Genomic DNA, 26,443 nt, shown 5'->3' with positions numbered 1-26,443 from the left:
TCCAACTTGAGCCTCAACACCTCAAGGATCACAGGAGACGGCGTGTTTCACGTATCAGGGCAGGTCAGAGCACCCACACATACGGCAGGAGAGCCGAAAGAAGTCCGGGTCGAGACGGCGCATCTCGTCGTACACGCGGTAGCCACCGATGTCCGGGTTGATGCCCCAGCCCTGTCCCGCGATGTCGCCGGACCACAGGAAGCGCACCCCGTCCCGGCGCCGGGCGGGCGCGGTACGGAACGTCCCGTACACCGGCTCACCGGTACGGCGCGGATCGTCCGGGTCCGCGAGCGTCACCCGGTAGTGCACCTGCTCGCCCGCAGGCAGCCCGTACAGCGGCGTCGTGCCGGTGAAGTCGGTACCCGAGCCGACCAGAGGCCCGTGCCAGGTGCGCGCCCGCCGGAACGACTCCGTGGCCGACGTCTCCACGATCATCCGCGCCGGACGGTCCGAACGCACCCAGACCAGGGCGGACGACGCGGTGACATCACCCACCTGAACACCCCAGGCCGCGCGCGGCCGGCCGGACAGCGCGAAGGCCGGGGCCGCCCCCGCTGTCACGGGGAGCGTGAGCGCGGCCGAAGCGGCCAGCGAACCGCGCAGTACAGCGCGGCGGTCGGGCGAAGGGATGCGCGGACGGAACGACATGGAGGTGCCTCCGGGGGCAGCGGGACAGAGGTACGGGTGACCGGTCGACCGGCCCCACTTTTGTGCCCGTCGGCGGCGGGCACACCAACCTCGGATGAACAGCGGGCCGCACCCGGCGCCGATGTTCCGTCCGTGCCGCTCCCGTTGGGTGCCCTGTGGCGCGAAACTCCGCTCGGTGGAGTCGGTCCGGTGGCTGCTGTCTGTTCAGCGACTGGTGTCGAGGACGACGCGAGCCACGAGCGCCGGATCGTCGTTCATCGGCACATGCCCACAGCCGGGCAGCCGCACCAGCCGGGCACCGGGGATGGTGTGCTTGGCCCTGATCCCCTGGCGGCGGAGCAGCAGACGGTCGCGGCTGCCCCAGGCGACAGTCACCGGCAGTCCCGGCACATCGTCCGTGAACGCGACACTGCGTCCGACGGCGAGCGTCTCGTGGAATCCGGTCGCCTCGCGCAGGGCGACGGTCTCCGATACGACCGCCTCGGGCGAACGGCGGCCGGGCCGCGCGTAGATGGTGCTCGTCAGCGCGGCACGCCCGGCCGCGCTGCGCGAGAGCCGTTCGACCAAGGGCATCGGCATCGCCAGGGCGCCCTGACGCATCGCCCGCAGCGTTGCGAACGCGTAGCGCCGCTCGCCCTCCGTCCAGAAACCGGCGGGCGACAGCGCCGTCACCGACCGTACGAGCTTCTCGCGGCCCAGCTCCAGCGCCAACAGCCCACCGAGCGAGTTCCCCGCGACATGCGGCAGGTCCACGCCGAGTGCCTCACAGAACGCGCCTAGCACCGGCACCACGCTCCCCAGGTCGTACGGGACTCCGTCCGGAAGCGCCGGGGAGACGCCGAAGCCGGGCAGATCCACGGCTATGACATCCCGCTCCAGCGCCAGCACGGGCAGCACCGGATCCCAGGCCTGGTGGTGGTGTCCGATGCCGTGGAGCAGCAACAACGGCTCTCCGGAACCGGTCCGCTCGTACGCCACGGACACGGTCCGCGGACCTCGGGGTGAGTCGACGGTGAACGAGACCGTGGTGGTCATACTGCTGCTCCCGGGGGTGGTCCGTGCGTGAAGGGTCCGAGCGTCGAGTTCCGTGTGGACCGTGGTGCAACGGGCGTCGTCCGCAGGGACTTAGACGTCTCGTCAACAACAATTACCGTTCGGTAGCCTGCAGTTCAAGGGGGCCGGCGATTCGGGCTGGACACGGCGCGGCGTGTCGGCTGGGATGGAGCGGTGACCTCCGACACCGTGACCGACGTTTTCGAAGAGCACCGCCCCGTCCTCACCGGGGTCGCCTACCGCATGCTCGGCCGGATCGCCGACGCCGAGGACGTGGTGCAGGAGGCGTGGCTGCGCTGGTCGTCCGCATCGCGCGAGGACGTCCGGGAGCCGCGGGCGTTCCTCGTGCGCATCACCACCCGGCTCGCCGTGGACCGGCTGCGGCAGCTGCAGTCGCGGCGCGAGGCCTACGTCGGACCCTGGTTGCCCGAACCGCTCGTCACCGACTTCGGTCCCGCCGTTCCCGACACCGCCGAGCAGGCTGTCCTCGCCGATTCCGTATCGGTCGCCGTGCTCGTCGTCCTCGAATCGCTCTCCCCGCTGGAACGCGCCGTCTTCGTCCTGCGCGAGGCCTTCGGCTTCCCGTACGGGGAGATCGCCACGACCCTCGACCGCACCGAGGCTGCGGTACGTCAGCTCGCCGGGCGCGCCCGGCGGCATGTGGAGGAGCGCAAGCCGCGTTACGACGTCGACCCGGCCCAGCGCCGTGACCTCACGGAACGGTTTCTCGCCGCGGCGGCGGGCGGTGACATCGAGGAGTTGCTGGCGCTGCTCGCACCCGATGTGCGGCTGGTCGGCGACAGCGGCGGAAAGGCGAAGGCGCCGCTGCGGATCATCGAGAGCCAGGACAAGGTCGGCCGCTTCCTCTTCGCCGTCGTTCACGATCAGGTTCCGGACCTCGAGATCCGGAACCTGGAGCTCAACGGCGGGCCTGCCCTGCTGGTGCTTTCGGGCGGAAAGCCCGATTCCGTCGTCCAGGTCGACATCAGGGACGGTGTCATCCAGTGCGTATATATCGTTCGTAATCCTGACAAACTCATCAGCCTCGCTGCTGAATAGCCCGCGCGATCCGGCGCCCGCCCCGACGCCTGCCCTGCCCGAAGCCCCACGGACCCGACGGACGTGGGGCTTTGTGCTGCGCGGGCCTCACGGCACCACGAACGTCCTGTGAACGCTCTGCGGCAGAGGCCCGTTTCGCTGCGTGACGGAATAAGGATTGGTCTTGACCAAGGGGGTGTGCCGTCCTATGGTCTCAACGTTAAGACAGGAACCTTTAATAAATAACGTCGCGGAAAAAGACGCTGGGCGATTGCGGAGGACAGGGTGGGGACCACGCAGCTGGAATCGGTACCGGAGCCGAAGTACTGGCACCTCAAGACCGTGCTCAGTGAGGCACTCGACTCGGACTTTGCGGTGGGAGAGATCCTGCCCAACGAGCGTGAGCTCGCTGCCCGGTTCGGCGTCGCACGGGCCACGCTCCGGCAGGCTCTGGAGCAGCTCGAGCTCGAAGGCAGGCTGCAGCGCCGCCGCGGCGTCGGGACCACCGTCGCACCGCCGCGCCTGGGCGTAGCCGTCTCGACCGCGCAGCACGACTGGACGGGCGGCGGTGCCGACGAGGCCTGGCAGGCCGTCGACTGCACGACCGCCGTGGTACCCGCCCCGGTGCTGGCCATGCTCGACGTGGAGAGCGGCGAGCGCGTGCACATCGTCCGCCGGATCCGGGTCACCCAGGGGCAGCCGGTCGCGGCCGAGCTTCTGTACGTGCCGTCGTCATCCGTGCCCGAACTGTCGGCGATCGAGAGCCCGTCGGGTCCCGCCCGCGCCCGCAGCGTCGTGCGTGAACTGCACCGTCTCGGCCTCGACGGCCAGGACCGTTCGGTGGAACTCGGTTCGGCCCGTGCGGACGACGCCAAGGAGCTCGACCGCCTCCCCGGCGCACCCGTCCTCGTCGTCACGACCCGCTACCTCGCCGCAGGAGGCACGGCCGCTGTCTCCGTCGCCACCTACCGGGCCGACACCTGCCGGCTCACCTTCGGCGACTCGGGCGACCTGGAGATCAGTCACCCCGGCCAGGAGCGCAAGGCATCCTGAGCCCGGCCGGCACCGCCGGTCCCCTCCATGAACGCGCGGCCCGTCGCACTCAGCGGCGGGCCGTCACCGTGCCCTCCACCGCGAACAGCTGCTCCTCGACATGGTCGAGTGCCAGCCGCAGTGCGCCGGTGGCCACGGCTGCCTCGCCGAGCAGCGACAGCGCGACCCGCGGCGGCCGGAGACAGTAGCGGGCCAGTTCGCCGCGGAGCGGATCAAGGACGCCGTCCAGCCCGGCGGCCCAACCACCGACGACCACCAGCTCCGGGTCGAGCGCCAGCACCAGCGCCGCCACATCGTGCACCAGGCGCTGGATGAACCGCTCGACCGCCGCCATCGCCCGCACGTCACCGTGACGAGCCTGCGCGAACACCGCGGCGACCGCCTGCTCGTCCAACGGGTCCAGCGGGGTGTCCGTCGTCGACAGCAGCTTCTCCGGGGTGACTTCACGGCCCAGCAGATGCAGCGCGCCGATCTCGCCCGCCGCACCACCGAAACCGCGGTGCAGCCGACCGCCGATCAGCGAACCGGCTCCCGGACTCAGCCCCGCAAGGACGAACACGATGTCGTCGGACTCGGTGGCCGCGCCCTTCCAGTGCTCGGCCACGGCCGCTGCATTGGCGTCGTTCTCCACCAGGACCGGACATCGGAAGGAGCGCCGCAGCCGCTCACCGAGCGCGAGACCGGTCCAGTCCGGCAGCGCGGTGCCCAGCCGTACCGTCCCGTCGGCCTCCACGATGCCCGGGCTGCCCACCCCGACCGCACGCAGACTGCTCCGGGCCACCCCGGTACGCCGCAGGAGATCGGCGACCACGGCTCTGACCCGGTCGAGACGGTCGTCCGCGCCGGCGGTCTCCGACAGCTCGCGCGAACCGGCACCGATGATCCGGCCGTCCAGTCCGGACAGCAGCGCGGAGACGCGGTGCGGACCGATCTCGATGCCGAGCAGATGCCCGGCCTCGGCGCGGAACCGGAACCGGCGGGCCGGCCTGCCCTGACGCCTGGCTTCACCCTCGTCGGGCGCCGCTTCGACGACCAGACCGGCCTCGAAAAGCCCCTCGACGACGCCTTCCACCGTGGGCCGGGACAGACCTGTGATCCGGGTCAGGTCCGTGAGTGTGGGGGAGTGGGCACCCCTGAGAGCATGGAGTACCACCGCGGAATTGATCCGTCGCAGCAGCGACGGGTCCCCACCGGTCAGCCGGCCCACGGTGTTTCCTTCCAGCTCGTGCGCATGTCAGGCGGATGCTACTCGCTGCCCGGGGGCAGGGCGACCGTGGGCCGCGACGGGTTCCGGGACGGGGCCGGTGTCAGCTCGGAGCCACGAACCCGGACTCGTACGCGGCGATCACCGCCTGGGTCCGATCCCTGGCCCCCAACTTGGCCAGCACCGCGCTGACATGGGTCTTCACCGTCTCGACGCCGACCACGAGCCTGGCGGCGATCTCTGCATTGGACAGTCCCCGGGCCATCAGCCGGAGCACCGCGGCCTCGCGCTCGGTGAGCGATGCCCGCTCCATGGCAGCCTTCGCCTTGCTCGTCCCGTACTCGGCGGCGAGCTGCCGGACCGCGGCCGGGAACAGCAGCGACTCACCCTCGGCGACCAGTCGCACCGCATGCACGATCTCCGCAGGCCGGGCGCGCTTGAGCAGAAAGCCGTCCGCCCCCGCGCGCAGCGCCTCGTACACATACTCGTCGTTCTCGAATGTCGTCACCACCAGGATCTTCGGCGGATCAGGCACTGTGCGCAGCACCACCCGGGTCGCCTCGATGCCGTCCATCAGAGGCATCCGCACATCCATCGCCACCACATCGGGGCGCAACTTATGCAGCAGCGGGATCACCGCTGCACCGTCGGCCGCCTCGCCCACCACCTCGATATCGGGCTGAGCCTCAAGGACCGCGCGCAGTCCCGCGCGTACGAGAGGTTCGTCGTCGACCAGAAGAACGGTAACCGGCATCCGGTCAGCGTATGCGGTCCAGCGGGAGGCTCGCGTGCACCCGCCACTCACCGTCGTACGGACCGGTCTTGGCCTTTCCGCCGAGGAGCGCGGCCCGCTCCCGGATGCCCCGCAGCCCGCTTCCGCTGCCTGGAGTGCCTATCGACTCTGTGAGTGGATTGGTCACTTCAAGCTCCAGCCACCCGTCCGCGACCGCGATCCTCACTCGCACGGGGACGGATCCGGAGTGACGCAGCACATTGGTGAGGGACTCCTGCAGGATCCGGTACCCCTCGCGCGACACGGGGCCGGGCACCAGCTCCACCGGACCGGTCACTTCGGAATCGACCTTCGCCCCTGATCCACGGGCCGACTCCAGCAGCCGGTTCGCCTCGGCCAGCGTCGGCCGCCGACCCACCGGTGCCTCCGATTCGCGCAGCACCCGCAGCACCCGTTCCAGATCGTCCAGCGCGTCCCGGCCCGTCTCCTCGATGGCGGCCAGTGCCCGCTCGGTGAACTCCGGATCCTTTGCCGCCCGCGCTGCCCCGGCCTGCACGACCGCGACCGTCAGGGCATGCCCGATCGAGTCGTGGAGCTCGCGCGCAATGCGATTACGCTCCAGCAGCTGCTCGGTGCGCTCCTCCAGCGCGGTCATCCGCTCCACCGGCGACTGGCCGAGCAGCCACCGTGCAGCCGCTGTGATCAGGTCACCGCACACCACCATGACGGCCAGCAGCACCAGCAGCGGCAGCGGCACGAACAGGACGTACCACGGGTGCGGCTCCACCCAGCGGAGGAGCCAATCGCCGCTCGGGCCCGCATCGGTCACGGTGAACACGAGGTCAACCGTCGTCGCGGGCAGCCATACCGTCGCGAACCCCGCCACGACGGAGAGCAACAGCCTCACTTCCAGCCAGGCCACGGTCCGCCAGCGGTCCGCCCAGGACGCCGCGGACGAGGCAGAGATCGATGCGTCCGGACTGCCCCGCTCGTCAGGTGTGAGCAACAACTGCGCCTGGACGCCCTCGGCGAGCCGCATGGCGGGAAGCAGACCCACAGGCACGGCAAGGATCAGCGGCACCCAGGGCGTATCCATGGAAATGAACAGCCACACGCTGACGATCGCCTGCGGGATGAGCAGATGCAGCCAGCGGGTGTAGGTGACAGGGTCGGTCAGCGGACGGAGGAAGCGGCGCATGCTGCCATCGTGTCAGCGAGCCCGAGCGCGGCGGCTCCCCCGCGCGAGGGAGATGATCCCCTCCGGCGGGGGAGGGCAGGAGCCGGCGCGGCCGCCAGGCTGAGGACATGACCAGCATCGACGTCCATGAGCTCACCAAGGAATACGGTGCCACCCGCGCCGTGGACCGCCTCACGTTCAGCGTGCGACCCGGTCGGGTCACCGGCTTCCTCGGCCCCAACGGCGCCGGCAAGTCCACCACCATGAGACTTGTCCTCGGCCTGGACCGGCCGACGGGCGGTACGGCCACGATCGGTGGCCGTGCCTACGCCACGCTCGACGATCCGCTGCGCCGGGTGGGCGCGCTGCTCGACGCCCAGGCCGCCCACGGCTCTCGGACCGCGCGGAACCATCTGCTGGCTCTCGCTACCAGTAACGGCATAGCTCCCACCAGGGTCGAAGAGGTACTGGAGGAAGCGGGGCTCGGCCAGGTCGGCGGTCATCGGATCAAAACGTTCTCGCTCGGCATGCGACAGCGTCTCGGGATAGCGGCCGCCCTGCTGGGCGACCCGGAAATCGTGATGCTGGACGAGCCGTCGAACGGGCTGGACCCGGAAGGCATCATCTGGATCCGTGAACTGATGAAGCGGCTGGCCCGTGAGGGCCGCACGGTTCTGGTCTCCAGTCACCTGATGAACGAGACGTCGTCGTTCGCCGACCATCTTGTGGTCCTCGGCCGGGGCAGACTCCTCGCCGACCTGTCGATGCAGGAGTTCCTCGACTCCCGGAGCCGCCCGCGCGTGCGCGTTCGCACGACCGAGTCCAGCCGGCTCCGTGACGTGCTGACCCGCAAGGGATTCGAGTTGTCGCAGGGCGACGACGGGCGCTGGACCGTCGAAGGGGCCAAGGCGGAGGAGATCGGTCCCATAGCCGCCTTCGAAGGCATCCCCATCCTTGAACTCGTCGACGAGCAGGTCACCTTGGAGCAGGCCTATCTCGACCTCACCGGCGGCGCGGCGGAATTCGCGTCCGCAGCCGCCTCGCCCACTACTCGTCAGGAGGCCTGACCGTGTCGACCATCGCAGTGCTCCGATCCGAGTGGATCAAGATCAGATCGGTACGGTCCGTGGCCGGATCCCTGATAGCGGTCTTCGTGGCGACACTCGCCGTCACTGTGCTCGCGTTCGCGACCGTCGGCCAGGCCGAGGCGGACAATCCGGGTGCCGATCCGGTCTTCGGCGCCTTCTACGCGCTGAACTTCGGCCAGATCGCGGCCATCAGCTTCGGCGCGACCGCGCTCTCCTCGGAGTACCTGAACGGTGCCCTGCGGATATCGCTCGCCGCAGTGCCCCGCCGTGACCTCTTCTACGCAGCCAAAATGGCTCTCGTCGGCGCACTTGCCCTGGTCATCGGGCTCGTCACGAGCTTCGCCGCCTTCCTGGTGGGGCAGTTGTTCATGGGGGAGTACGCGATCGGCTTGGGGGAACCCGGAGCCCTCCGAGCGGCTCTCGGCGGAGGCATCTACCTGGCCCTGATGGCCTTGCTCGCCGCCGGTCTGACGGCTCTGCTGCGCAGCGCCGTCGCCGTCCTCGGTCTGCTCATCCCGTTCATCCTGATCGTCTCCTTCGTGGTCGGAGACATCGCAGGCGGTGCCGCGCAATATCTGCCCGACCGGGCCGGACAGTTGGTGCTGCACCAGAACCCGGAAGGGAGCCTGGGGCCGTGGACGGGGCTTGGAGTCACAGCGGTCTGGGCGGGCGCCGCGCTGCTGACGGGGTGGTGGGCGATGCGGCGCAGGGATGCCTGAGGGCCGGACTGCCCACTGCCAGAGCCTCGGTGGGGCTGTCCGGCGCCGCGGGCCGGCTGGAAATCCCTCAAGGCTCAGGCCAGGGAACTGATTGTCAGTGCCTGGCGGTTTACTGGCGGCATGACGACCGCACATCACCTCCGCCTCATCGACGGGATGCGCGCCCGGGACTTCCCGGCGGAGCGTATTCGGTCGGGCTCAGGAGTCAGCGGACCCGGCTACCACATGGTGTCCTTGCACGCGGACGACGAGCACTGGGACGACGACGAGGGAGGGCGTCTGGAGCACCGGGCACAGTGTCTCGCGGAGCACGACGCGCTGCTGACGCTGCTCACGGGGCGCTGGGGTAAGTCGCAGATGATCAGTCTGTGGAGTGCACAGGAGCGGATGATGGCCGGCGAGGAGATACCGGAGCCCTGGACCGATCCGGTCGCGGGCTGCGCATTCCTGCACCTCTGGCGCATCGAGGACCGGTGGATCGCGATGGGGCTCCATCTGGAGGAGGAGGGCCCCGGCTGCGAGCTGAGCATCCTGGTGACGGAGATCGATCCGCCCTGACGGGCGACGGCGCCCATCCTGGTCGTCCGAGCGGCCCGACTCTCAGCCCGAATGACCGGGACCGGTCGAGTCGACGGCCGCGCGGAGGCGCCCGTATTCCTCGGCCATGGTCCGAGCGGTCCAATGGGCGTTCAGACCACTGGGGTTGGGCAGGGCCCAGACCTGAGCACCGCCGATCGTCCTCTCCTGCGGGCCGATCTGCGCGCGTCGGTCACCGAATGCGGTCCGGTAGGCCGTGACGCCCACGACGGCCAGCCACTGCGGTCGCAGTCGCTCGACCTTGGCCGCCAGAACGACACCGCCCTCGCGGAACTCCTCGGCCGCCAGCTCGTCGGCGCGTGCCGTGGCGCGGGCCACCACATTGGTGATGCCCAGGCCGTAGTCCAGCAGCTCGTTCTGTTCCGATGGGTTCAACTGGCGGGGGGTGAAGCCCGACAGGTGGAGCACCGGCCAGAAGCGGTTGCCGGGTCGGGCGAAGTGATGCCCCGTGGCGCCGGTCATCAGGCTTGGGTTGATTCCGCAGAACAACACACGCAGGCCGCCCGCGACCACATCGGGAACGGTGCGGTCGCGGGCGGCCTGAAGCTCTTCGGGGGTCATCCGATTGCGGTTCCGGCCGTCAGAGAATGGAGCCCGGCGTGTACCCGGCGGCTTCCGGGTGCTGCTTGGTGATCTCCTCGATCCGGGCGACGAGCGCGGTGACCTGGTCCCCCGCCGCTCCCGTGAAGGAGAGCTTGTCGGCCATCAGCGCGTCGAGCTGGGCGCGGTCCAGCGGGATGCGGTCGTCGGCAGCCAGCTTGTCCAGCAGCTCGTTGCGCTCCGTGCCCTGCTCGCGCATGGCCAGGGCGGAGGCGACCGCGTTCTCCTTGATCGCCTCGTGCGCGACCTCGCGGCCGACACCGGCGCGGACGGCGCCCATCAGTACCTTGGTCGTGGCGAGGAACGGCAGGTACCGGTCGAGTTCGCGGGCCACGACCGCCGGGAACGCCCCGAACTCGTCGAGCACCGTGAGGAAGGTTTCCAGCAGACCGTCGAACGCGAAGAAGGCGTCCGGGAGGGCCACCCGGCGGACCACGGAGCAGGACACATCGCCCTCGTTCCACTGGTCGCCCGCCAGCTCACCGGTCATCGAGGCGTAGCCGCGGAGGATCACCATCAGACCGTTGACACGCTCGCAGGAGCGGGTGTTCATCTTGTGCGGCATCGCGGACGAGCCGACCTGACCCGGCTTGAAGCCCTCGGTGACCAGCTCGTGCCCGGCCATCAGCCGGATCGTCTTCGCGACGGACGAGGGGGCGGCGGCCAGCTGTACCAGCGCGGTCACCACGTCGTAGTCGAGCGAGCGGGGGTAGACCTGGCCGACAGAGGTGAAGGCCTGCCCGAAGCCGAGGTGGCCGGCGATGCGCTGTTCCAGCTCGGCGAGCTTCGCGGCGTCGCCGCCCAGCAGGTCGAGCATGTCCTGCGCCGTGCCGACAGGCCCCTTGATGCCGCGCAGCGGGTAGCGGCCCAGCAGGTCCTCGAGCCGTCCGTACGCCACGAGCAGCTCGTCCGCGGCGGTGGCGAAGCGCTTCCCGAGCGTGGTCGCCTGGGCCGCGACATTGTGGGAGCGACCGGCGATGACCAGCTCGCGGTGCTCGCCCGCCAGCCTGCCGAGCCGGGCCAGGACGGCCACCGTGCGGTCACGCATCAGCTCGAGCGAGAGCCGGATCTGCAACTGCTCGACGTTCTCGGTGAGGTCCCGGGACGTCATGCCCTTGTGGACCTGCTCGTGCCCGGCGAGAGCGTTGAACTCCTCGATCCGTGCCTTGACGTCGTGCCGGGTGACCTTCTCACGCTCGGCGATGGACGCCAGGTCGACCTGGTCGAGGACCCGCTCGTAGTCGGCAAGGGCGGCGTCGGGCACCTCGATCCCGAGGTCCTTCTGAGCGCGCAGCACCGCCAGCCACAGCCGGCGCTCCAGCTTCACCTTCTGCTCGGGGGACCAGAGGACGGCCAGCTCGGTGGAGGCATAGCGGCCGGCCAGGACATTGGGGATGCGAGGCTTCGCAGACACAGCAGTCACGTGTCCAGATTCTACTGGCGGTTTCTGCAGGCCAGTGCCGCGGCCCGGTTTGTGGCTTACTACGAACGCGGTCTTTCGTGCGAGGGAAGCCGCCCGGACCCCGGCTGCAGGTCTTTCGGTAGGGCTCAGCAGGTTCCGCAGCCCGCGTTCACCCGGGTTGCCGTGCCGGGCCGGCTTCAGGAGCGCGCGGTTCGGCCCTTGCGCAGGCCGTAGGCAGCCGCACCGAGCAGGGCCACCGCCGCGCCCGTCAGCACCGACGACAAGGGAAGGGCGACAGCGAGGACCAGGCAGCCGGCCAGACCGACGACCGGAACCGCGCGCACGGGGCGACCTTCGGACGGTGTGAGAGTGAGGGCGGCCGCATTGGCGATGGCGTAGTACAGCAGCACGCCGAAGGAGGAGAACCCGATCGCGCCGCGGACATCGCCGGTGGCGGCGACGAGCGCGGCGACCGCGCCCACGGCGACTTCGGCGCGGTGCGGGACGGCGAAACGGGGATGGACGGCAGCCAGGACATGCGGCAGGTGGCGGTCGCGGGCCATCGCCAGCGTCGTACGGGAGACCCCGAGCAGCAGTGCGAGCAGCGAACCCAGCGCGGCGACCGCCGCACCTGCACGGACCACCGGCACGAGTCCGGGGGCTCCGGCGGCGCGGACCGCGTCCGCCAGTGGCGCCGTGGCGTCGGCGAGCCGGGCCGGCCCGAGGACCGACAGCACCGCCACGCTCACGGCCGCGTACACGATCAGTGTGATCCCGAGAGCCACGGGGATGGCTCGGGGGATGGTGCGAGCCGGGTCCCGGACCTCCTCGCCCAGCGTGGCGATGCGGGCGTATCCGGCGAAGGCGAAGAACAAGAGTCCAGCCGCCTGCAGCACCCCGCTCACCGTGGCGTCCGAACCGGGCGCCAGTCGGGACGCCTGGACGCCGCCGGTCAGGCACGCGGTGACGACGGCGGCAAGGACCGCGAGGACCACAGCCACGATCACCCTGGTCAGCCATGCGGACTTCTGGATCCCCAGGCAGTTCACGGCAGTGAGCGCCACCACCGCGCCGACCGCCACCGCGTGGGCCTGCCCCGGCCAGGCGTAGGCACCGACGGTCAGGGCCATGGCTGCGCAGGAGGCCGTCTTCCCGACGACAAAGCTCCAGCCGGCCAGGTAGCCCCAGAACTCGCCCAGACGCTCACGCCCGTAGACGTACGTGCCGCCGGAGGCCGGATAGCGGGCCGCGAGCCGCGCCGACGACGTGGCATTGCAGTACGCCACGACCGCGGCCACCGCCAGACCGATCAGGAACCCCGACCCTGCCGCGTCGGCGGCCGGAGCGAGTGCGGCGAAGACACCGGCTCCGATCATCGAGCCCAGGCCGATGACCACCGCATCGAAGACCCCCAGGCGACGTTTCAATCCGACGTCGCCGCCCGCACCGCCGCCCGCCGCACCAGCCATCACAACTACCCCGTGCTCCTGCCTCACCTGCACCTGCCGTACCGGGGCACCGTACAGAGCGAAGGTGACGGGACGGTGGCCGTCTGCTGCACCACATGACCGGAGCCCCTCGGGTCAGGCCGAGGGGCTCCGGTGTCTGTGTGCGGTGTGGGACCGCGGAATTACGGGGCCAGGGTCAGTCCGATCCGGATCCCGCTGGATGAACCGAGCGCCGACACCCCGTAGTAGAGGCCGGTGTCCGCCTTGATGCCCGAGGTGCTGGTGTTGTCGATCTGCAGGATCGTGCCGCTGTTGGCGTCCTCGCCGTCCGCGCCGATCGCGATGTCCGCCCGGCTGTAGCCGGAGAGGTCGGTGAGAGACACGGACGAGCCGAACCGGTCGTTCGGTTCGGTGGAGCCCGGGATGCCCGTGGTGTCCTGGCTGTATCCGACGGCGCCGGTGCCGGTGGGGCCGGCGGCGGAGCCGCGGATCAGCAAGACCTGGCCGGCGTTGCTCTCGTTCACGCCGCTGCGGGTGAGGTCCTCGCCCGGCGCGCCGGTGAGGATGTCGCCGTACCCGTCGAGGTTGACATCGCCGATGGAGACGGACGCTCCCATGTCGTCGCCGGTCTCGCCACCGCCCGGTACACCGGTGGTGTCCTGGTGGATCGTCTTGCGGCCGGTCGAGGTCAGCCCCGTGGCCGAACCGAACACGGCCGTGACCGCGCCGCCCTTGGCGGTGTGTCCGGACTCGGTGGCGGACGGCTGGCCGACCGCCAGGTCGGTGGCGCCGTCGCCGTTGATGTCACCGGCGGCCAGCGAGCGCCCGCCGCGGGCGTCGAGGATGCCGACCCGCTGGAGTCCGGTGGCGGACCCCTTCAGCCACAGCAGGCGTCCGATGCCGCTAGGGTCGCGGTAGTTGACCGCGGCGTCCGCGTAGCCGTCCTTGTTGAAGTCGCCGGTGACCGCGGCCGCGTAGCTCACGGCAGCGGTGTAGGCGGCGGTGTTCAGGTAACCGGACTTGGCCGCGCCGGACTTGCCGTCCCAGGCCCACCAGCGGCCGGGCTTGCCGGGCGCTACGGAGAAGATGTCGGCCTTGCCGTCGGCGTTGAAGTCGCCTGACGTGACGGTCGTACCGAGCTTCTCGCCGCCGATCCGGCCCGAAGCGGTGACCGAGTAGCTCTTGCCGGTTGTGAGGGCGGGGCCGTACATCACGACGACCGTGCCGTTGTCGGCTTGTGCGATGTCCTCGCCGGGCCCACCGACGACCAGGTCGGCGTACCCGTCGCCGTTCACGTCGCCCCAGGCGTTGGACGTGCCGAACAGGTCGCCCGCCTCGGAGTTGCCGGGCACTCCTGTACTGCTCTGGTTCAGCGTCCGCTTCGCCGTCGAGCTCGGGCCGTCCTCGGTGCCGGGCAGCACGGTGACGCTGCCGTCGCTGCTCGCCGCCTTCGGGAGGCCGGCGACCAGGTCGGTGATGCCGTCCCGGTTGAAGTCGGTGGTCGGGATCGCGGCGTTGCGGGTGCCGTTGGTCGCGTACGTCCGGATCGCACCGAGCTTGGCGTACAGGTTCGCACCAGGGCATGCGGTGGCAAAGCCGTCGCGGTGTCCGGCGATGGTGTTGAACGTGACGTCACCGTCGGGCTGAGTGTTGCCGTCGGTGTCGGTGACGAGGCGGGTCAGCGTCACCTTGGCGGTGGGGCTGACCCCGTACTGGCCGAGCTTCCATGCGGCGATGCGCGCCGCGGACTGGAGAGCGGCCGGCGTCGGCCTGCCCGTCTCGAAGTTGCCGAGCAGGGAGATGCCCGTCGAGTACGAGTTGAAGCCGTACGTGTGCGCGCCCTTGACCGGGAGATCGGTGCCGCCGGCGCGGCCCTCGAAGATCTGGCCGCACTTGTCGACCAGGAAGTTGTAGCCGAGGTCGTTCCAGCCTTCGGTCTTCACGTGGTACGTCATGATGGCGCGGACCATCGCGGCCGAGTCGCCGCAGCTGTAGTTGTTCGTGTCGACGGTGTGGTGGATGAAGACGGCCTGCACCTTGTCGATGTACTCGGGCGGATCCTCCACCAGCGACTCGTCGGCGCCCCACTGGGCGCGGCTGATGATCGGCGGCCGGTTGACGGTCGACGGCGGCGCGGTGGGTACGGGGGTGGGGGTGGGGGTGACCGTGTCCGTGGGGGTGGCCGTTGCGGTACCCGTCGGAGTGCCTGTGGCCGTCTCCGTGGGGGTGCCGGTGGCGGTCTCCGTGGGTGCGGCGGTCTCCGTGGCCGACGGCGTTGCGGCATCGGTCGGCGTCGCGGTGTCCGTGGGAGCGTCGGCGGTGTCCGACGGGGTGGGGGTCGGGGTGCCCTCCACGGCGAACGCCGCGTTCTCCGGACCGCTGGGCGCGAGGGTCGCCTCCGCCGGGTTCTTGGACTCGGCCCTGCTGACCCCCGGGTCGACCATGTGCAGCTTCAGGTTCTTCGGCAGTGCCTTGCCCGGCCGGCCCGACCCGACCTTCACCTGCACGGCGTCCGAAGCCCCGACCCACATCGGCTCGGTGGCCCGGCGCGCGGCTGCCTGCTCCTGCCCGTCGGGCCCGTCGGCCGAGACCTCCAGCTCGCGCCAGGGCGACCACTTGCCGGTCCCGGCAGCCCGCGTACGCACTTCGGCGGTGCCGTCGACCTTGGCCGCGCCGTCCCAGCCGATGCCGACCATCGAGAACGGTGCGGTGCTCGTGGTCGGCAATTGCCGCTCCGTGGCCGTGCCGCCGCCAATCGCGAGCGACCGCAGCTTCGCCGGTCGAACCTCCGGCCCCTTCGGTCCGGCCGGGCCGTCGGACGGGTTGGCTATCGCCACCGTCACCACTCCGGCCCCACCGAGAACGACAGCGCCGACAGTCAGCCAGGCGCGGCGTTTCAGGCTCATCGGTCTGTACGCATGCGACGTGCGCGGGCTCAAATGCCCCACCCCTCAGAGAAGTTTGCTTGAGGCACACCCGTCACATGGGCAGCCTGGTATACCCAGCGCACCCTGGAATCGAAACGTCACACGGGTCGGTGAAGTGTGCTGCGAGTCACATGGCTTGGAGGGCTCTTGAGGCTTCCGGGCATCGGGTGCGCCCCTCCTGAGTGCGCTTCACGTCTGCCCCGGCGGCGACAGGCTCCGTGAGCGCATTCAGCGTTGCGAAACCCCTTGCTGTGACATTTCTGTGCGTTGTCACGCAGAAGTAGTAGAGAGGCTCGCGGGCCCGGGGGCATGGGCACCGTGAGCGGTGTCGGGGCGGTGCGCGTCTGGCGCAGTCGGTCGAAGAGGAAAGTGTGACCAAGGGCGGGGAACAGCACCGCGGGCAAGTGAACGACGCCGAGCTCGGCGCAGCGGTGGAGCGGGCCCAGCAGGGGGACGAGGAAGCTTTCGCGGTGGCGTACCGGCTGGTCCATCCCGGGCTGCTCGGCTACGTACGGGGGCTGGTCGGCGAGGACGGAGAGGACGTGGCCTCCGACGCCTGGCTGGAGATCTCCCGCGATCTCGGGCGGTTCCGCGGAGACGGGGCCGGGTTCCGCGGCTGGACCGCGACGATCGCCCGGCACCGGGCGCTGGACCATCTGCGCAGACAGAAGCGGCGGCCGCGCACCGCACTTCTGGATCAGGACGTCTTCGAGCTGCCCAGTGGTCATGACACGGCCGCGGCCGCTCTGGAAACGCTTTCCACCGAGCAGGCGCTCGCGCTCATCGGACAATTGCCGCGGGAGCAGGCGGAGGCCGTTCTGCTGCGCGTCGTGGTCGGCCTCGACGGCCCCGCGACGGCGCGCGTGCTCGGCAAGCGAGCCGGGGCCGTACGCACCTCCGCCTACCGTGGGCTGAAGAGACTGGCCGAGCACATGTCCTCAGCAAGGCCGGGCACTGTGACGTCTGCGGCGCGCCGCACGCTGAGAGATGAGACATGAGAGATGAATTGCAGCGGGCGACCGCAATGCCGGTAACTCCTGAAGTGGCCGCCTTGCTGACGGCGGCGCAGCGCGTGGGGCAAGCAGACCCCGCTGCCGAGAAGCGGGCGCTCGATGCGTTCCGGGCGGCGCGCGACGAAGGCGTACACGCACCTGTGTCGCCGCTGCGGCGCCGTCGGCGCGACGACTGGCGTCCGGTCGAGCCGCGGCGCGGAGTGCGCTCGGTCCGGGCCATGGTCGCCGGCCTCGTGGCGGTGGCGGCGCTGGGCGGGGTCGCGGTGGCCGCCGGTTCGGGGGCGATGCCGGGACCGTTCGGTGAAGGCGGCCACGACCGGCCGCACCCCGCACTGCCCGCGAGCAGTGAGCCGGCCACGTCCGGCGGCAGTCATGGCGGCACGCCGACGCCGCGCGCGGACCGTACGCAGCAAGGACCGACGGGCACCCCGGCCACCGGGCGTGCTTCCAGCCACCCCGGCCAGGCGCAGGACGACACGGCGCGGTGCCGTGCGTACCACCAGGTGCAGGAAAGCGGGAAGGCCGTGGACGCGACGGCCTTCCGCCGGCTGGCGTCGGCGGCCGGTGGCGCGTCGGCGGTGCCGGGCTACTGCGACGGACTTCTCGCTGCTCGGGCATCGAAGGCGAAGAACGGGACCGACCAGGGGGAGAAGCCGGAACCTGCCCCGGCGGACCCGGAAGCGGCGAAGGGAACCGGGAACGGCGAACGGGGCAATTCCGACGCGCGCTGAGCCCGGGCCGGTCGGTGCGGACGTGTGACATCGCGGCCTGCTGTGTGCCCCGCGCCCATCAGCGGGGCAGACACACCCTGTGATGCTTCGCCCGGACGGGTTCCTGCGCGACAGCTAATCCGGGACGCGGAACCGGCGAGCCGCCACCGCTCCCGGGTGCCCCGTCAATAAGGTCGCCCGGACTCGTACGTCCGGGATGGGTGTTGCCATGAAGCCGTCGATCTGCCTGTGCATGATCGTCAAGAACGAGGCCGACGTCATCGAGCGCTGCCTCGCCTCCGTGCGCTGCCTGATCGACACCTGGGTGATCTCCGACACCGGTTCGAGCGACGGCACACAGCAGCTGATCCGTACCGCACTTGACGGCGTCCCGGGCGAGCTCCACGAGGAGCCCTGGGTGGACTTCGGCCACAACCGGACCCTGAACATCAGGCACGCCCACGCCAAGGCCGACTATCTGCTCCTCCTCGACGCCGATCTGGTGGTCCGCAGGGAGGGGGCGCTGCCCCCGCTGAACGCCGACTCGTACCTGCTGCGGCACGAAGGCGCGACCGAGTACCGCGTCAAGCGTCTGGTACGCGGCGATATCGCCTGGCGGTACGAAGGCGTCACCCATGAGTACCTCACCTCCGACCAGCGCGACGACCAGCAGACTCTCGACGCGCTCGTCATCGAGGACTACGCCGACGGGGGATCGCGGCACAACAAGTTCGAGCGGGACGCACGTCTGCTCGGTGCCGAGCTCGAACGCGACCCCGATAACACCCGCACGGTCTTCTACCTGGCGCAGACCATGCGGGATCTCGGCGACAGGGACAAGGCGATCGCCCTGTACGAGCGCCGCGCGCGGATGGGTGGCTGGGGTGAGGAGGTGTACTACTCGCTGCTGCAGGCCGGGATCCTCAAGGCCGATGCCGACGACTGGCCGGCCGCCATGGACGCGCTCTCGCGCGCGTGGGAGTCGCGGCCGCAACGACTCGAAGCCTGCTACGAACTCTCCTCGCGGCTGCGCGGTCTCGGCCGCCACCGCGCCGCGCACGCGTTCGTCTGCGCCGGACTCGACCGGGAACCGCCGGACGACCTGCTGTTCATCCAGCCATGGGTGTACCGGTGGGGGCTGCTCTTCGAGTACTCGATCACCGCCTACTGGGTCGGCGACATCGACGGTTCGCTCAGGGCCTGCGACCGGCTCCTGCCGATGCCGGACCTCCCTGATGCCTATCGCAGGCAGACGCTCACCAACCGAGAGTTCGCCGAGCAGCGTCAGGCCACTCGCAACGCGTCATGGGCGTCGCCTCCGGACTGGCGGCGGGGCCCACACCTCAGTGACAACAATTGCAGCAGCTGCCACGCCTGACACATCACAGTCCGGGCGCAGTGGATCTTCGACGACCGATTGTCAGTGCCGGGCGGTTGACCGCGCCCTCCTTCTACGGGATCACCGAGGGCCCTGGCCCTGACCTCGATGGACGGCCCGTGTACGGCTGCGTCCAGCAGGCTCGACAGGGCACCTCCTAACGGGCGCCGTCCTCCCGGCGCCACGTCGCCACCGGGCCGGGGGCCCGGTCGTCCTGGGGGGTGACCCAGAAGGCCTTCCCGAGCTCGGCGCTGAACTGGGCGCCCGTCCGTCCGTCGCCGGACGACCGGCCGGTCAATCGCCGCCCGATCCATGGAACCAGATGCCGGCGCGCGAAGCGGAGGTCGTCGACGCGCCGCGTCGTCCACCGCGGAGGTACGGCGGCCGGGAGCGGCGTCTGCCAGTCGTTCTCGGCCGCAAGACCCAGCGTCTGCCAGACCGCCTCGGCAACCCTGCGGTGTCCCTCGGCCGTCAGATGCAGCCGGTCGACGTCCCACAGCCGGGGATCGCCCAGCGTCGGAGCACCGTACAGATCGACGACCAGCGCGCCGTGGCGGTTCGCCAAATCGTCGACCAGGGTGAACAGCTCCTCCATACGCGGACGAAACCGCTCCATCACCGGGCCGTTGCGACCGGGGCTTCGCATCAGCACCAGCTTCTTGCACGACGGCGCGAGACGCTCCACGGCTTCTTCCAGCTGCCCGCGCACCATGCCCATGTCGCACTTCGGCCGCAGGGTGTCGTTGAGACCGCCGACGAGCGTGACGACATCCGCCTGCATGGCGACCGCCGCGTCGACCTGCTCGTCGACTATCTGACGTATCAGCTTTCCGCGTACGGCGAGATTCGCGTACCGGAACCCGGGAGAGCGGGTGGCGAGCCGGCCGGCGAGGACATCGGCCCAGCCGCCGTACGAACCGTCGGGCAGCAGGTCCGACATGCCCTCGGTGAAGGAGTCGCCGACCGCGACAAGACTGGTGTAGGAGGCATTCATTTCCATGGCGATGCGATCGTATCGCGGTGGGAATCCGGCCCCCTCCACGGAGACCGGACCGAGTCCGCCGGCCGTGGGCCGTGCGGCCGGCGCATACGTCTGCCGGCCGCACGGCCCACGCTCGCCCCGTCAGCGTCCTTGCGGCCGTCCCACGAGCTCGCGCAGGACATCCTCCATCGTGACCATTCCGGCCAGCTTGTCGTCCTCGTCGAGCACCACCGCCAGGTGCGTACGACTCCGTCGCAGTGCGGTCAGCACATCGTCGAGCGGTGTCGCGGCCCGTACCCGGGCGATCGGCCGCATCGCCGTCACCGGGAACGGCACATCGCGCGGCGTGGCATCCAGGGCGTCCTTCACATGGAGGTAGCCCAGGATCCGCTGCTCGCTGTCCATCACCGGGAAGCGAGAGAAACCCGACTCGTACGAGAGCCGTTCGAGCTCCTCGGGCGTCGTCCCGACCCGCGTGTACACCACCTGGTCGACCGGCAGCACCACATCCCGTACCGGGCGACGGCCCAGCTCCAGGGCGTGCCGCAGACGCTCGGCCGCTCGGTCGTCGACGAGCCCGGCATCCCCGGCGTCCTTCACGAGGCGGGCCAGTTCGTCGTCGGAGAACGTGGCGGACACCTCGTCCTTCGTCTCCACCCGCAGAAGTTTCAGCAGGGCGTTGGCGAAGGCATTCACCGTGAAGATCACCGGGCGCAACGTCCTGGCGAGGGTGACCAGCGGCGGACCGAGCAGCAGCGCGGTCCGTACCGGCTCCGCCAGCGCGATATTCTTCGGCACCATCTCGCCGATCAGCATGTGCAGATACGTCGCCACGGACAGCGCGATCACGAACGAGATCGGATGGACCAGTCCGTGCGGCACACCCACCACGTCGAAGACGGGCTCCAGCAGATGCGCGATGGCCGGTTCGGCGACGATACCGAGAACCAGCGTGCACAGCGTGATGCCCAGCTGCGCCGCCGCGAGCAGCGCCGACACATGCTCCAGACCCCAGATGACGCTCCGCGCCCGCCGGTTCCCGGCCTCGGCCTGAGGCTCGATCTGGCTGCGGCGTACGGAGATCAGCGCGAACTCCGCGCCGACGAAGAAGGCATTGACGACCAGGGTCAGCAGACCGATGAAGAGCTGGACGGCAGTCATCGTCCGTCCTCCGTCCCGTCGTCGGAGCCGGGCAGCGGTGCGTGCAGCAGCACCCGCGCGGCGCGGCGACCCGAGGCGTCCACCACATCGAGCCGCCAGCCCGCCAGTTCGACGGAGTCACCGAGGGCCGGGATCCGGCCCACCTCCGTGGCGATCAGTCCGGCGAGCGTCTCGTACGGTCCGTCCGGCACCCGGAGTCCGATGGTCCGCAGTTGGTCGGTGCGGGCGGCGCCGTCGGCCGACCAGAGGGTGCGCCCGTCGGCGTCCTCACCGGCCGCTGCCAGGTCCGGTGTCTCGTGCGGGTCGTGCTCGTCGCGCACCTCGCCGACGACCTCCTCCACGATGTCCTCCAGCGTGACGACTCCGGCCGTGCCGCCGTACTCGTCGATGACGACAGCCATCGCGACCTTGCCGGACAGCCGGTCGAGTAGCCGGTCCACGGTGAGGGTCTCCGGTACGAGCAGCGGCTCGCGCAGCATCTCCGACACGCGTGTGCGGCGCCTCTCCTCGGCCGGGATCGCCAGCACGTCCTTGATGTGTGCGACACCGACAACGGTGTCAAGGCTGCCCCGGTAGACGGGGAAGCGGGACAGCCCGGTGGCCCGGGTGGCGTTCGCGACGTCCTCGGCGGTCGCCTGCACCTCCAGCGCGGTGACCTGCACCCGTGGGGTCATCACATTCTCCGCGGTCAGATCCGCGAGATTGAGGGTGCGGACGAAGAGCTCCGCGGTGTCCGCCTCCAGCGCGCCCGCCTTCGCCGAGTGACGGGCCAGCGCCACCAGCTCCTGCGGGCTGCGGGCGGAGGCCAGCTCCTCGGCCGGTTCGAGACCGACGCGGCGCACGATCCGGTTGGCCGTGTTGTTGAGGTGACTGATGAAGGGCCGGAAGACCGCGGTGAAGGCCCGCTGCGGGGTGGCCACGGCCTTTGCCACGGCGAGCGGCGACGAGATCGCCCAGTTCTTCGGGACGAGTTCGCCGACCACCATCAGGAACACTGTGGACAGCGCCGTTCCCAGCACCAGCGCCACTGAGGACGACACACTCGGGGAGAGCCCGACCGCCTCCAGCGGACCGCGGATCAGTTTCGCGATCGACGGCTCGGAGATCATGCCGACGACGAGGTTGGTGACGGTGATGCCGAGCTGTGCGCCGGAGAGCTGGTAGGTGAGACTGCGCACCGCCTTCATGGCGCTCGCCGCGCCCCGCTCGCCCCGCTCCATCGCCCTTTGGAGCTGACCGCGCTCGATGGTGGTCAGGGAGAACTCGGCCGCGACGAAGGCACCGCAGGCGAGCGAGAGCAGTACCGCCACGAGCAGCAGGAGCACTTCGGTCATCGGTTCACCTCCGTCCCATGATCGGGCAGGGGCAGGAGGATCGCTCGATGTCGGCGATGTCGGCTACTACTGGGAGGCTCGCCCATGGGCGGACGCTCACACCTTTCGGGAGGATCGGTCGACGGTTTTCGGGAGGATCGGTCGACGGTGCACCCATAGTAAAGGGTCGGCAAAATTGCCCGCTGTGCGGGTGATCGTCGGCCCGGTCGGCCCCTTCAGGCCCGCAGGGGCTTGACCCAACGGCTCCATTGTGGCTGCGGCGCGTAGCCCGCAGCGCGCCACGCATGCTGCGCGAGGTCGTTGCGGTCCAGCACCATCGCATCGCCGCGTCGGCCGCCCAGCTGTACGAATCGTTCCTCCGCCGCCGCGAGCAGTGCGCCGCCCACACCCTGTCGGCGCTGATCGGGATGGACCGCGAGCCGGTACAGATGGCAGCGCCAGCCGTCGAAGCCCGCGATCACCGTTCCGACGAGTACGCCGCCCCGTTCCGCGAGGATCAGCGCCCCCGGATCGCGGGCAACCAGCCGTTCGATGCCGTCCCGGTCGTCACTGATGCTGGTGCCCTCCGCCGCCACCTTCCAGAAGGCGAGGACGGCGTCGAGGTCGGCCGGTGCCGCGGAGCGGACTGCGAGATCGTTCATGGAACCACCCCATCACCGGGCCCGCCGGACCGTCGAACGCATTCCACCATGCGGTCAGCTCCCGGCGAGTGCCTGGACGATCGGGCCGAATGCCTCCATATTCGGCTCCAGCACCGTCAGGTACGAGAAGCCGTACCGCTCCCGGCGCTCCCTCAGCTGTTCGGTGATCTCCCGCACGGTGCCCGTCGCGAGCAGCGGCAGTGCCAGGGCCTGGTCCTCGTCGAGGTGCGGCATCCTCGGCAGCACCTCGCGCACGGCCGCACGGCGGTCGTTGGTCGTCCGGACGAACTGGATGAGCAGATTCAGCTCGGCCGGGCTCTCCCGCCCGGCGGCGAACCGCCGGTAGGCGGCGACGCGCTCGTCGAGCTGCTCGGCGGTGAGGGGTACGAGCTGGCCGGTCCGGCCGCTCGCCGCCCCGGTGAACGCCACGATCTCCGCGAAACGGGCCGCCAGCCGCAGGACCCGGTCCCCGTTCCCACCGATCAGCAGCGGTGGTCTCGGGCTCTGCAGGGACCCCGGGATGTGGTTGTCGTCGCGCAGCAGCCGGTCCAGCTCCTCGACGGTACGTCGCAGATGGTCCACTCGTCCGCCGGGGGCGAGGAACTCGATGCCCGCCCGGTCGTGCTCCTCGCGTACGTATCCGGCCCCGATCCCCAGTTCCAGGCGCCCCTCGGTCAGCGAATCGAAACGGCCTCGCCATGACCTCTCCTCGCGCCGGGTTGATCGATGGGCAGGCCACATACTCTGCCGAGGGCGAGCGTTGTCCGTATGCCGAACCACTCCCCTTGCCGGTGCTAGCAATCCCGCGCTAGCGTGTTGATGTGCCCAAGACTCAGCTGAACGTACGAGTGGACGAGGCCACCGCCGAGGCTGCGCGGCAGCGCGCGCTGCAGAGGGGGATGAGCGTGAACCGCTACATAGAGGAGCTCGTCAAACAGGATGCAGGCGAAGTCGGACATACATTTGTCGAGGCCGCTGCCGACTTCATGAAGCAGTACGAGTCGGTCTTCGCCGAGGAGTTCGGCCCGGAGCGCAAAGGCACCCGTTGAACCTCCGGATCGACCTTTCCTGGCTGCTCATGGTCGCCGAGCACAAGACGCCCGGCGATCCGCAGGTCGTCGACTGGGGTGCGCTCGTCGCCGCGGTCGCCCGTCATGAGGCGGAGATCTTCGGCAGCCTTGTCTACAGCGACCCGCACATCAGGGCCGCAGCACTCCTGCAGTTGCTGCTCCATGTCCCCGCGCTGGAACACTCCAACGCGATGTTCGCCTCTGCCGTCGCCTACGGCTATCTCGTCGCCTCCGGGCTGAAGGTCATCACTTCGCCCGAGCAGGTCCGCGACCTGGCCCGGCTGGTCAAGGAGGGCAAGGCCGACGTCCGGGCCATCGCCGACGAGCTCCGCCAGTGGAGCCTATGACTCCTTTTGTGCGGGGTTCCGGGAAGGGGGCCTTCCGCGGTAAGCGGTAGCTAATGTCCGGCGCATGACACACATGCGGAACACGCGTGCGCGACGGATGACACTGGCGATTGTCGGCGCTGTGGCTGCCGTGGTGCTCGGCGTCGGCGGGGCCATGGCCGTCGGAGCGCCGGACAACGGCTCGGCCGATCCGACTCCTCTCCCCACCGAGACGTTCGACGGCGGCTCCGTCGGAGTCTCGGGCGGTACGGACGGCGGCAGCACCGATGGTGGTGGCACGGGCACGGACGGCGGCAGCGTGAGCGGTTCCGGGGGCGTGGATCCCAGCCCCACCCCGACCGATGCCCCGGACCCCACTGACAGCCCCGGCCCCCACTGACAGCCCCGGCCCCACCGACGGCCCCACCCCGTCTCCCACCGGCCCGGCGAGCATCGACGACCTGACGAAGCGCATCGACGACCTCGAGAAGAAGGTCGACCGGCTGCCCACCAAGAAGGAGCTGGCCGACGTACTGCGGGCGTTCGCGGACAAGCTGGAGCAGGAGGACTGACGCGTCAGTCCACCACGGTCGTCCGGCGGGCCACGCCCAGCACGCAGGCGGAGATGGGGAGCCGGATCCCCCTCGCCGGCAGCTTGACCCTGCGGTACTCCTCCACCACGAACCCGGCCTCCTTGATCGCGGCGAGCGTGTCCCGCGACGTATGACACCCACCGCACACCAGCGGCCACACCGTGCGGTCCAGTGCCCGCTGGGTCGCCGCCATGGCGCGGTCGTCGGCCCGTACATGCTCGAAGAAGCGCAGCTCCCCGCCGGGGCGCAGCACCCGCTGGATCTCCGCGAGTGACCGTTCCACATTCCGTACGGTGCACAGCACCAGTGACGCGACGGCCCCGTCGAACGCCTCGCTCTTCACCGGCAGCGCCTCTGCGGAAGCCGGTACGACATCCACCGGGATACCGGCACGCAGTGCGGACCGTACCGCCAACTGCCGCAGGCTCCGCTCAGGTTCGATCGCCACCACCTCGGACACGGCGGGCGGGTAGTGAGCGAAGTTCAGGCCATTCCCCGCGCCGATCTCGATGATGCGTCCGGACAGACCCGTGAGCAGATCCGCGCGGATGGCAGGCATGCCGGATCTGGTCTCCGCGACCACACTCATGCGGGCATAGACCCGGGCGAAGACCGGGTGGTGCACCGCGTCCTTCGGGATCTTCGTGCTCCGCAGGCGCATGACAGACCTCCTCGACAGGACCGGCTCCACCGGACCGCTCGGCGGGGCGGGCCGGGCCCGCCCCAAACCGACCGGGGAAGCGCGACCGGAGGCCCCGACCGGCACAGTACGGCTACTTTGATTCTCCCCCGTCCCGCGCCGCTCAGCCGCTCAGCCGACGTCCGGATTCCCGGTCGGCTCCGCTCTGCGGCTCAGCGGGCGGTCCGGATCCCGCCCAGCTCCGCCGTCAGCCAACTCGCGGCCCGGGCGCGGAAGTCGACGGGCGCCAGCGCCCCCGCCCCGGCCGGCACCACGCCCAGCAGCGGCGCGCCCGCCACTACCGGCAGATCGCCGAGATTGCAGCGCGCGGCCAGGTCCGGCTCGGCGGGCATGCTGCCCACCACCACCCCGAGGCACCCGAGCCCCCGCGCCCGCAGGGCCTCCGAGGTGAGCGCGGTCGTATTGAGTGTGCCGAGCCCGGCGGACGTCACGACCACAACCGGGGCAGCCAGCAGCCGGGCCGCGTCCGCGAGCGTGGCGCCTTCGGCGTCGAACCGTACGAGCAGCCCGCCCGCACCCTCGACCAGCACAAGATCGTGCTCGGCTGCGAGCTTCTCGGCCGCCTCCGCGATCTGTTCCGGGTGCACGGGCGGCATCCCCGCCCGCCGGGCGGCCGTGTCCGGCGCCAACGGCTCCGGGAACCTCGCCAGTTCGAGGCCGGTGACTGCCGCACCCGCCAGTCGACGCACCTCGAAGACGTCGCCCGGCTCCCCCGTCGCGACACCTGTCTGGGCAGGCTTGAGCACGGCCACCGAACGCCCGGCGGCGACCGCCACCGCGGCCACCGCCGCCGTGACGACCGTCTTGCCGATCTCTGTACCCGTGCCGCTCACTACCAGTACCGGCAT

At 70.2% G+C, this 26,443-nt stretch carries 27 protein-coding genes and 1 pseudogene; 12 read left to right on the top strand and 16 right to left on the bottom strand.

From position 1 onward, the window contains the following. Nucleotides 1-96: 96 nt before the first annotated feature. Nucleotides 97-648: pseudogene (locus ABZV38_RS18980) on the bottom strand (PhoD-like phosphatase N-terminal domain-containing protein); the annotation flags it as partial. A gap of 204 nt (nt 649-852) precedes the next feature. Then, nucleotides 853-1,683, bottom strand: coding sequence for an alpha/beta fold hydrolase (locus ABZV38_RS18975; protein ID WP_356328374.1), 831 nt, complete (start codon nt 1,681-1,683; stop codon nt 853-855). Nucleotides 1,684-1,875: 192 nt separating this feature from the next. On the opposite strand from ABZV38_RS18975, the gene ABZV38_RS18970 reads away from it, so the two are divergent. Then, complete coding sequence (locus tag ABZV38_RS18970) at nt 1,876-2,760, top strand: RNA polymerase sigma-70 factor (protein WP_356328372.1); 885 nt, start codon at nt 1,876-1,878, stop codon at nt 2,758-2,760. 264 nt (nt 2,761-3,024) lie between these two features. After that, nucleotides 3,025-3,792 (top strand): GntR family transcriptional regulator, encoded by a 768-nt coding sequence (locus ABZV38_RS18965; protein ID WP_356328370.1) that lies wholly within the window; start codon nt 3,025-3,027, stop codon nt 3,790-3,792. A gap of 49 nt (nt 3,793-3,841) precedes the next feature. Here ABZV38_RS18965 and ABZV38_RS18960 read toward each other — a convergent pair whose 3' ends face one another. The 3 genes from ABZV38_RS18960 to ABZV38_RS18950 all read right to left on the bottom strand — a co-directional run bounded on the left by ABZV38_RS18960 (nt 3,842) and on the right by ABZV38_RS18950 (nt 6,927). After that, the gene (locus tag ABZV38_RS18960) at nt 3,842-4,999 is read right to left on the bottom strand and encodes an ROK family protein (RefSeq protein WP_356328368.1); all 1,158 of its coding nucleotides are present in this window, start codon (nt 4,997-4,999) and stop codon (nt 3,842-3,844) included. 100 nt (nt 5,000-5,099) lie between these two features. Further along, nucleotides 5,100-5,750, bottom strand: coding sequence for a response regulator transcription factor (locus tag ABZV38_RS18955; RefSeq protein WP_356328367.1), 651 nt, complete (start codon nt 5,748-5,750; stop codon nt 5,100-5,102). Between the two features lie 4 nt (nt 5,751-5,754). Then, nucleotides 5,755-6,927, bottom strand: coding sequence for a histidine kinase (locus tag ABZV38_RS18950; RefSeq protein WP_356328365.1), 1,173 nt, complete (start codon nt 6,925-6,927; stop codon nt 5,755-5,757). Between the two features lie 107 nt (nt 6,928-7,034). Between ABZV38_RS18950 and ABZV38_RS18945 the strand changes: the two genes are divergently transcribed. From ABZV38_RS18945 to ABZV38_RS18935, 3 genes are all read left to right on the top strand, one after another. Further along, the gene (locus tag ABZV38_RS18945) at nt 7,035-7,973 is read left to right on the top strand and encodes an ATP-binding cassette domain-containing protein (protein ID WP_356328363.1); all 939 of its coding nucleotides are present in this window, start codon (nt 7,035-7,037) and stop codon (nt 7,971-7,973) included. Further along, the gene (locus tag ABZV38_RS18940; protein WP_356328380.1) at nt 7,970-8,713 is read left to right on the top strand and encodes an ABC transporter permease; all 744 of its coding nucleotides are present in this window, start codon (nt 7,970-7,972) and stop codon (nt 8,711-8,713) included. The genes ABZV38_RS18945 and ABZV38_RS18940 overlap by 4 nt, the downstream gene beginning before the upstream one ends. Nucleotides 8,714-8,833: 120 nt before the next feature. Then, nucleotides 8,834-9,271, top strand: coding sequence for a hypothetical protein (locus ABZV38_RS18935; RefSeq protein WP_356328362.1), 438 nt, complete (start codon nt 8,834-8,836; stop codon nt 9,269-9,271). Between the two features lie 42 nt (nt 9,272-9,313). Here the strand turns inward: ABZV38_RS18935 and mug are convergent, their stop codons facing one another. The 4 genes from mug to ABZV38_RS18915 all read right to left on the bottom strand — a co-directional run bounded on the left by mug (nt 9,314) and on the right by ABZV38_RS18915 (nt 15,666). After that, entirely contained in the window at nt 9,314-9,871 is a 558-nt protein-coding gene (mug, locus tag ABZV38_RS18930; RefSeq protein WP_356328360.1) for a G/U mismatch-specific DNA glycosylase, read from the bottom strand. Nucleotides 9,872-9,890: 19 nt separating this feature from the next. Next, entirely contained in the window at nt 9,891-11,333 is a 1,443-nt protein-coding gene (gene purB / locus ABZV38_RS18925) for an adenylosuccinate lyase (protein WP_356328358.1), read from the bottom strand. Between the two features lie 176 nt (nt 11,334-11,509). Further along, complete coding sequence (locus ABZV38_RS18920) at nt 11,510-12,781, bottom strand: APC family permease (RefSeq protein ID WP_356328356.1); 1,272 nt, start codon at nt 12,779-12,781, stop codon at nt 11,510-11,512. A gap of 161 nt (nt 12,782-12,942) precedes the next feature. Continuing rightward, the gene (locus ABZV38_RS18915) at nt 12,943-15,666 is read right to left on the bottom strand and encodes an FG-GAP-like repeat-containing protein (RefSeq protein ID WP_356328353.1); all 2,724 of its coding nucleotides are present in this window, start codon (nt 15,664-15,666) and stop codon (nt 12,943-12,945) included. 392 nt (nt 15,667-16,058) lie between these two features. On the opposite strand from ABZV38_RS18915, the gene ABZV38_RS18910 reads away from it, so the two are divergent. The 3 genes from ABZV38_RS18910 (at nt 16,059) to ABZV38_RS18900 (ending at nt 18,788) form a co-directional block, all read left to right on the top strand. Further along, entirely contained in the window at nt 16,059-16,685 is a 627-nt protein-coding gene (locus ABZV38_RS18910; RefSeq protein WP_356328351.1) for an RNA polymerase sigma factor, read from the top strand. Beyond that, nucleotides 16,682-17,431, top strand: coding sequence for a hypothetical protein (locus ABZV38_RS18905; RefSeq protein WP_356328349.1), 750 nt, complete (start codon nt 16,682-16,684; stop codon nt 17,429-17,431). The genes ABZV38_RS18910 and ABZV38_RS18905 overlap by 4 nt, the downstream gene beginning before the upstream one ends. Nucleotides 17,432-17,639: 208 nt before the next feature. Continuing rightward, nucleotides 17,640-18,788, top strand: coding sequence for a glycosyltransferase (locus tag ABZV38_RS18900; RefSeq protein WP_356328348.1), 1,149 nt, complete (start codon nt 17,640-17,642; stop codon nt 18,786-18,788). Nucleotides 18,789-18,945: 157 nt separating this feature from the next. Here the strand turns inward: ABZV38_RS18900 and ABZV38_RS18895 are convergent, their stop codons facing one another. The 5 genes from ABZV38_RS18895 to ABZV38_RS18875 form a co-directional block, all read right to left on the bottom strand. Next, on the bottom strand, nt 18,946-19,788 hold the full coding sequence (locus ABZV38_RS18895; RefSeq protein WP_356328346.1) for an SGNH/GDSL hydrolase family protein: 843 nt from the start codon (nt 19,786-19,788) through the stop codon (nt 18,946-18,948). 123 nt (nt 19,789-19,911) lie between these two features. Next, nucleotides 19,912-20,931, bottom strand: a complete 1,020-nt coding sequence (locus ABZV38_RS18890) for a hemolysin family protein (protein ID WP_356328344.1) — start codon at nt 20,929-20,931, stop codon at nt 19,912-19,914. Further along, the gene (locus ABZV38_RS18885; RefSeq protein ID WP_356328343.1) at nt 20,928-22,265 is read right to left on the bottom strand and encodes a hemolysin family protein; all 1,338 of its coding nucleotides are present in this window, start codon (nt 22,263-22,265) and stop codon (nt 20,928-20,930) included. The genes ABZV38_RS18890 and ABZV38_RS18885 overlap by 4 nt, the downstream gene beginning before the upstream one ends. Nucleotides 22,266-22,480: 215 nt before the next feature. Continuing rightward, a complete protein-coding gene (locus tag ABZV38_RS18880; protein WP_356328341.1) occupies nt 22,481-22,906 on the bottom strand; it encodes a GNAT family N-acetyltransferase in 426 nt (141 codons plus the stop codon). A gap of 54 nt (nt 22,907-22,960) precedes the next feature. Next, nucleotides 22,961-23,647 (bottom strand): TIGR03621 family F420-dependent LLM class oxidoreductase, encoded by a 687-nt coding sequence (locus ABZV38_RS18875; RefSeq protein WP_356328339.1) that lies wholly within the window; start codon nt 23,645-23,647, stop codon nt 22,961-22,963. A gap of 80 nt (nt 23,648-23,727) precedes the next feature. Between ABZV38_RS18875 and ABZV38_RS18870 the strand changes: the two genes are divergently transcribed. The 4 genes from ABZV38_RS18870 (at nt 23,728) to ABZV38_RS18855 (ending at nt 24,874) form a co-directional block, all read left to right on the top strand. Beyond that, on the top strand, nt 23,728-23,955 hold the full coding sequence (locus tag ABZV38_RS18870) for a hypothetical protein (RefSeq protein WP_030921856.1): 228 nt from the start codon (nt 23,728-23,730) through the stop codon (nt 23,953-23,955). Then, the gene (locus tag ABZV38_RS18865; protein ID WP_356328337.1) at nt 23,952-24,323 is read left to right on the top strand and encodes a fic family toxin-antitoxin system, toxin component; all 372 of its coding nucleotides are present in this window, start codon (nt 23,952-23,954) and stop codon (nt 24,321-24,323) included. Before ABZV38_RS18870 ends, ABZV38_RS18865 begins: the two co-directional genes overlap by 4 nt. 64 nt (nt 24,324-24,387) lie before the next feature. Continuing rightward, nucleotides 24,388-24,702, top strand: coding sequence for a hypothetical protein (locus ABZV38_RS18860; RefSeq protein ID WP_356328335.1), 315 nt, complete (start codon nt 24,388-24,390; stop codon nt 24,700-24,702). Further along, complete coding sequence (locus ABZV38_RS18855; protein ID WP_356328333.1) at nt 24,665-24,874, top strand: hypothetical protein; 210 nt, start codon at nt 24,665-24,667, stop codon at nt 24,872-24,874. The genes ABZV38_RS18860 and ABZV38_RS18855 overlap by 38 nt, the downstream gene beginning before the upstream one ends. Before the next feature lie 4 nt (nt 24,875-24,878). Here the strand turns inward: ABZV38_RS18855 and ABZV38_RS18850 are convergent, their stop codons facing one another. Together ABZV38_RS18850 and bioD are read right to left on the bottom strand one after the other, a co-directional pair. Next, nucleotides 24,879-25,556 carry a class I SAM-dependent methyltransferase gene (locus ABZV38_RS18850; RefSeq protein WP_356328331.1) on the bottom strand — a complete coding sequence of 226 codons (678 nt, stop codon included), beginning with the start codon at nt 25,554-25,556 and terminating at the stop codon, nt 24,879-24,881. A 191-nt stretch (nt 25,557-25,747) separates the two neighbouring features. Then, the gene (gene bioD, locus ABZV38_RS18845; protein ID WP_356328329.1) at nt 25,748-26,443 is read right to left on the bottom strand and encodes a dethiobiotin synthase; all 696 of its coding nucleotides are present in this window, start codon (nt 26,441-26,443) and stop codon (nt 25,748-25,750) included.

The sequence above is a fragment of the Streptomyces sp. NPDC005181 genome (assembly GCF_040608395.1).
GTDB lineage: Bacteria > Actinomycetota > Actinomycetes > Streptomycetales > Streptomycetaceae > Streptomyces.
This window is presented reverse-complemented; position numbering and strand designations above follow the sequence as displayed.

What these genes read in the sequence shown, in the direction of transcription:
- ABZV38_RS18855 (WP_356328333.1), top strand. Translation starts at nt 24,665, where the DNA reads ATGCCCCGGACCCCACTGACAGCCCCGGCCCCCACTGACAGCCCCGGC.
- mug (WP_356328360.1), bottom strand. Translation starts at nt 9,871, where the DNA reads ATGACCCCCGAAGAGCTTCAGGCCGCCCGCGACCGCACCGTTCCCGAT.
- bioD (WP_356328329.1), bottom strand. Translation starts at nt 26,443, where the DNA reads ATGCCGGTACTGGTAGTGAGCGGCACGGGTACAGAGATCGGCAAGACG.
- ABZV38_RS18850 (WP_356328331.1), bottom strand. Translation starts at nt 25,556, where the DNA reads ATGCGCCTGCGGAGCACGAAGATCCCGAAGGACGCGGTGCACCACCCG.
- ABZV38_RS18875 (WP_356328339.1), bottom strand. Translation starts at nt 23,647, where the DNA reads ATGTGGCCTGCCCATCGATCAACCCGGCGCGAGGAGAGGTCATGGCGA.
- ABZV38_RS18935 (WP_356328362.1), top strand. Translation starts at nt 8,834, where the DNA reads ATGACGACCGCACATCACCTCCGCCTCATCGACGGGATGCGCGCCCGG.
- ABZV38_RS18955 (WP_356328367.1), bottom strand. Translation starts at nt 5,750, where the DNA reads ATGCCGGTTACCGTTCTTCTGGTCGACGACGAACCTCTCGTACGCGCG.
- ABZV38_RS18975 (WP_356328374.1), bottom strand. Translation starts at nt 1,683, where the DNA reads ATGACCACCACGGTCTCGTTCACCGTCGACTCACCCCGAGGTCCGCGG.
- ABZV38_RS18950 (WP_356328365.1), bottom strand. Translation starts at nt 6,927, where the DNA reads ATGCGCCGCTTCCTCCGTCCGCTGACCGACCCTGTCACCTACACCCGC.
- ABZV38_RS18920 (WP_356328356.1), bottom strand. Translation starts at nt 12,781, where the DNA reads ATGGCTGGTGCGGCGGGCGGCGGTGCGGGCGGCGACGTCGGATTGAAA.
- ABZV38_RS18900 (WP_356328348.1), top strand. Translation starts at nt 17,640, where the DNA reads ATGAAGCCGTCGATCTGCCTGTGCATGATCGTCAAGAACGAGGCCGAC.
- ABZV38_RS18880 (WP_356328341.1), bottom strand. Translation starts at nt 22,906, where the DNA reads ATGAACGATCTCGCAGTCCGCTCCGCGGCACCGGCCGACCTCGACGCC.
- ABZV38_RS18860 (WP_356328335.1), top strand. Translation starts at nt 24,388, where the DNA reads ATGACACACATGCGGAACACGCGTGCGCGACGGATGACACTGGCGATT.
- ABZV38_RS18905 (WP_356328349.1), top strand. Translation starts at nt 16,682, where the DNA reads ATGAGAGATGAATTGCAGCGGGCGACCGCAATGCCGGTAACTCCTGAA.
- ABZV38_RS18945 (WP_356328363.1), top strand. Translation starts at nt 7,035, where the DNA reads ATGACCAGCATCGACGTCCATGAGCTCACCAAGGAATACGGTGCCACC.
- ABZV38_RS18890 (WP_356328344.1), bottom strand. Translation starts at nt 20,931, where the DNA reads ATGACTGCCGTCCAGCTCTTCATCGGTCTGCTGACCCTGGTCGTCAAT.
- ABZV38_RS18915 (WP_356328353.1), bottom strand. Translation starts at nt 15,666, where the DNA reads ATGAGCCTGAAACGCCGCGCCTGGCTGACTGTCGGCGCTGTCGTTCTC.
- ABZV38_RS18895 (WP_356328346.1), bottom strand. Translation starts at nt 19,788, where the DNA reads ATGGAAATGAATGCCTCCTACACCAGTCTTGTCGCGGTCGGCGACTCC.
- ABZV38_RS18885 (WP_356328343.1), bottom strand. Translation starts at nt 22,265, where the DNA reads ATGACCGAAGTGCTCCTGCTGCTCGTGGCGGTACTGCTCTCGCTCGCC.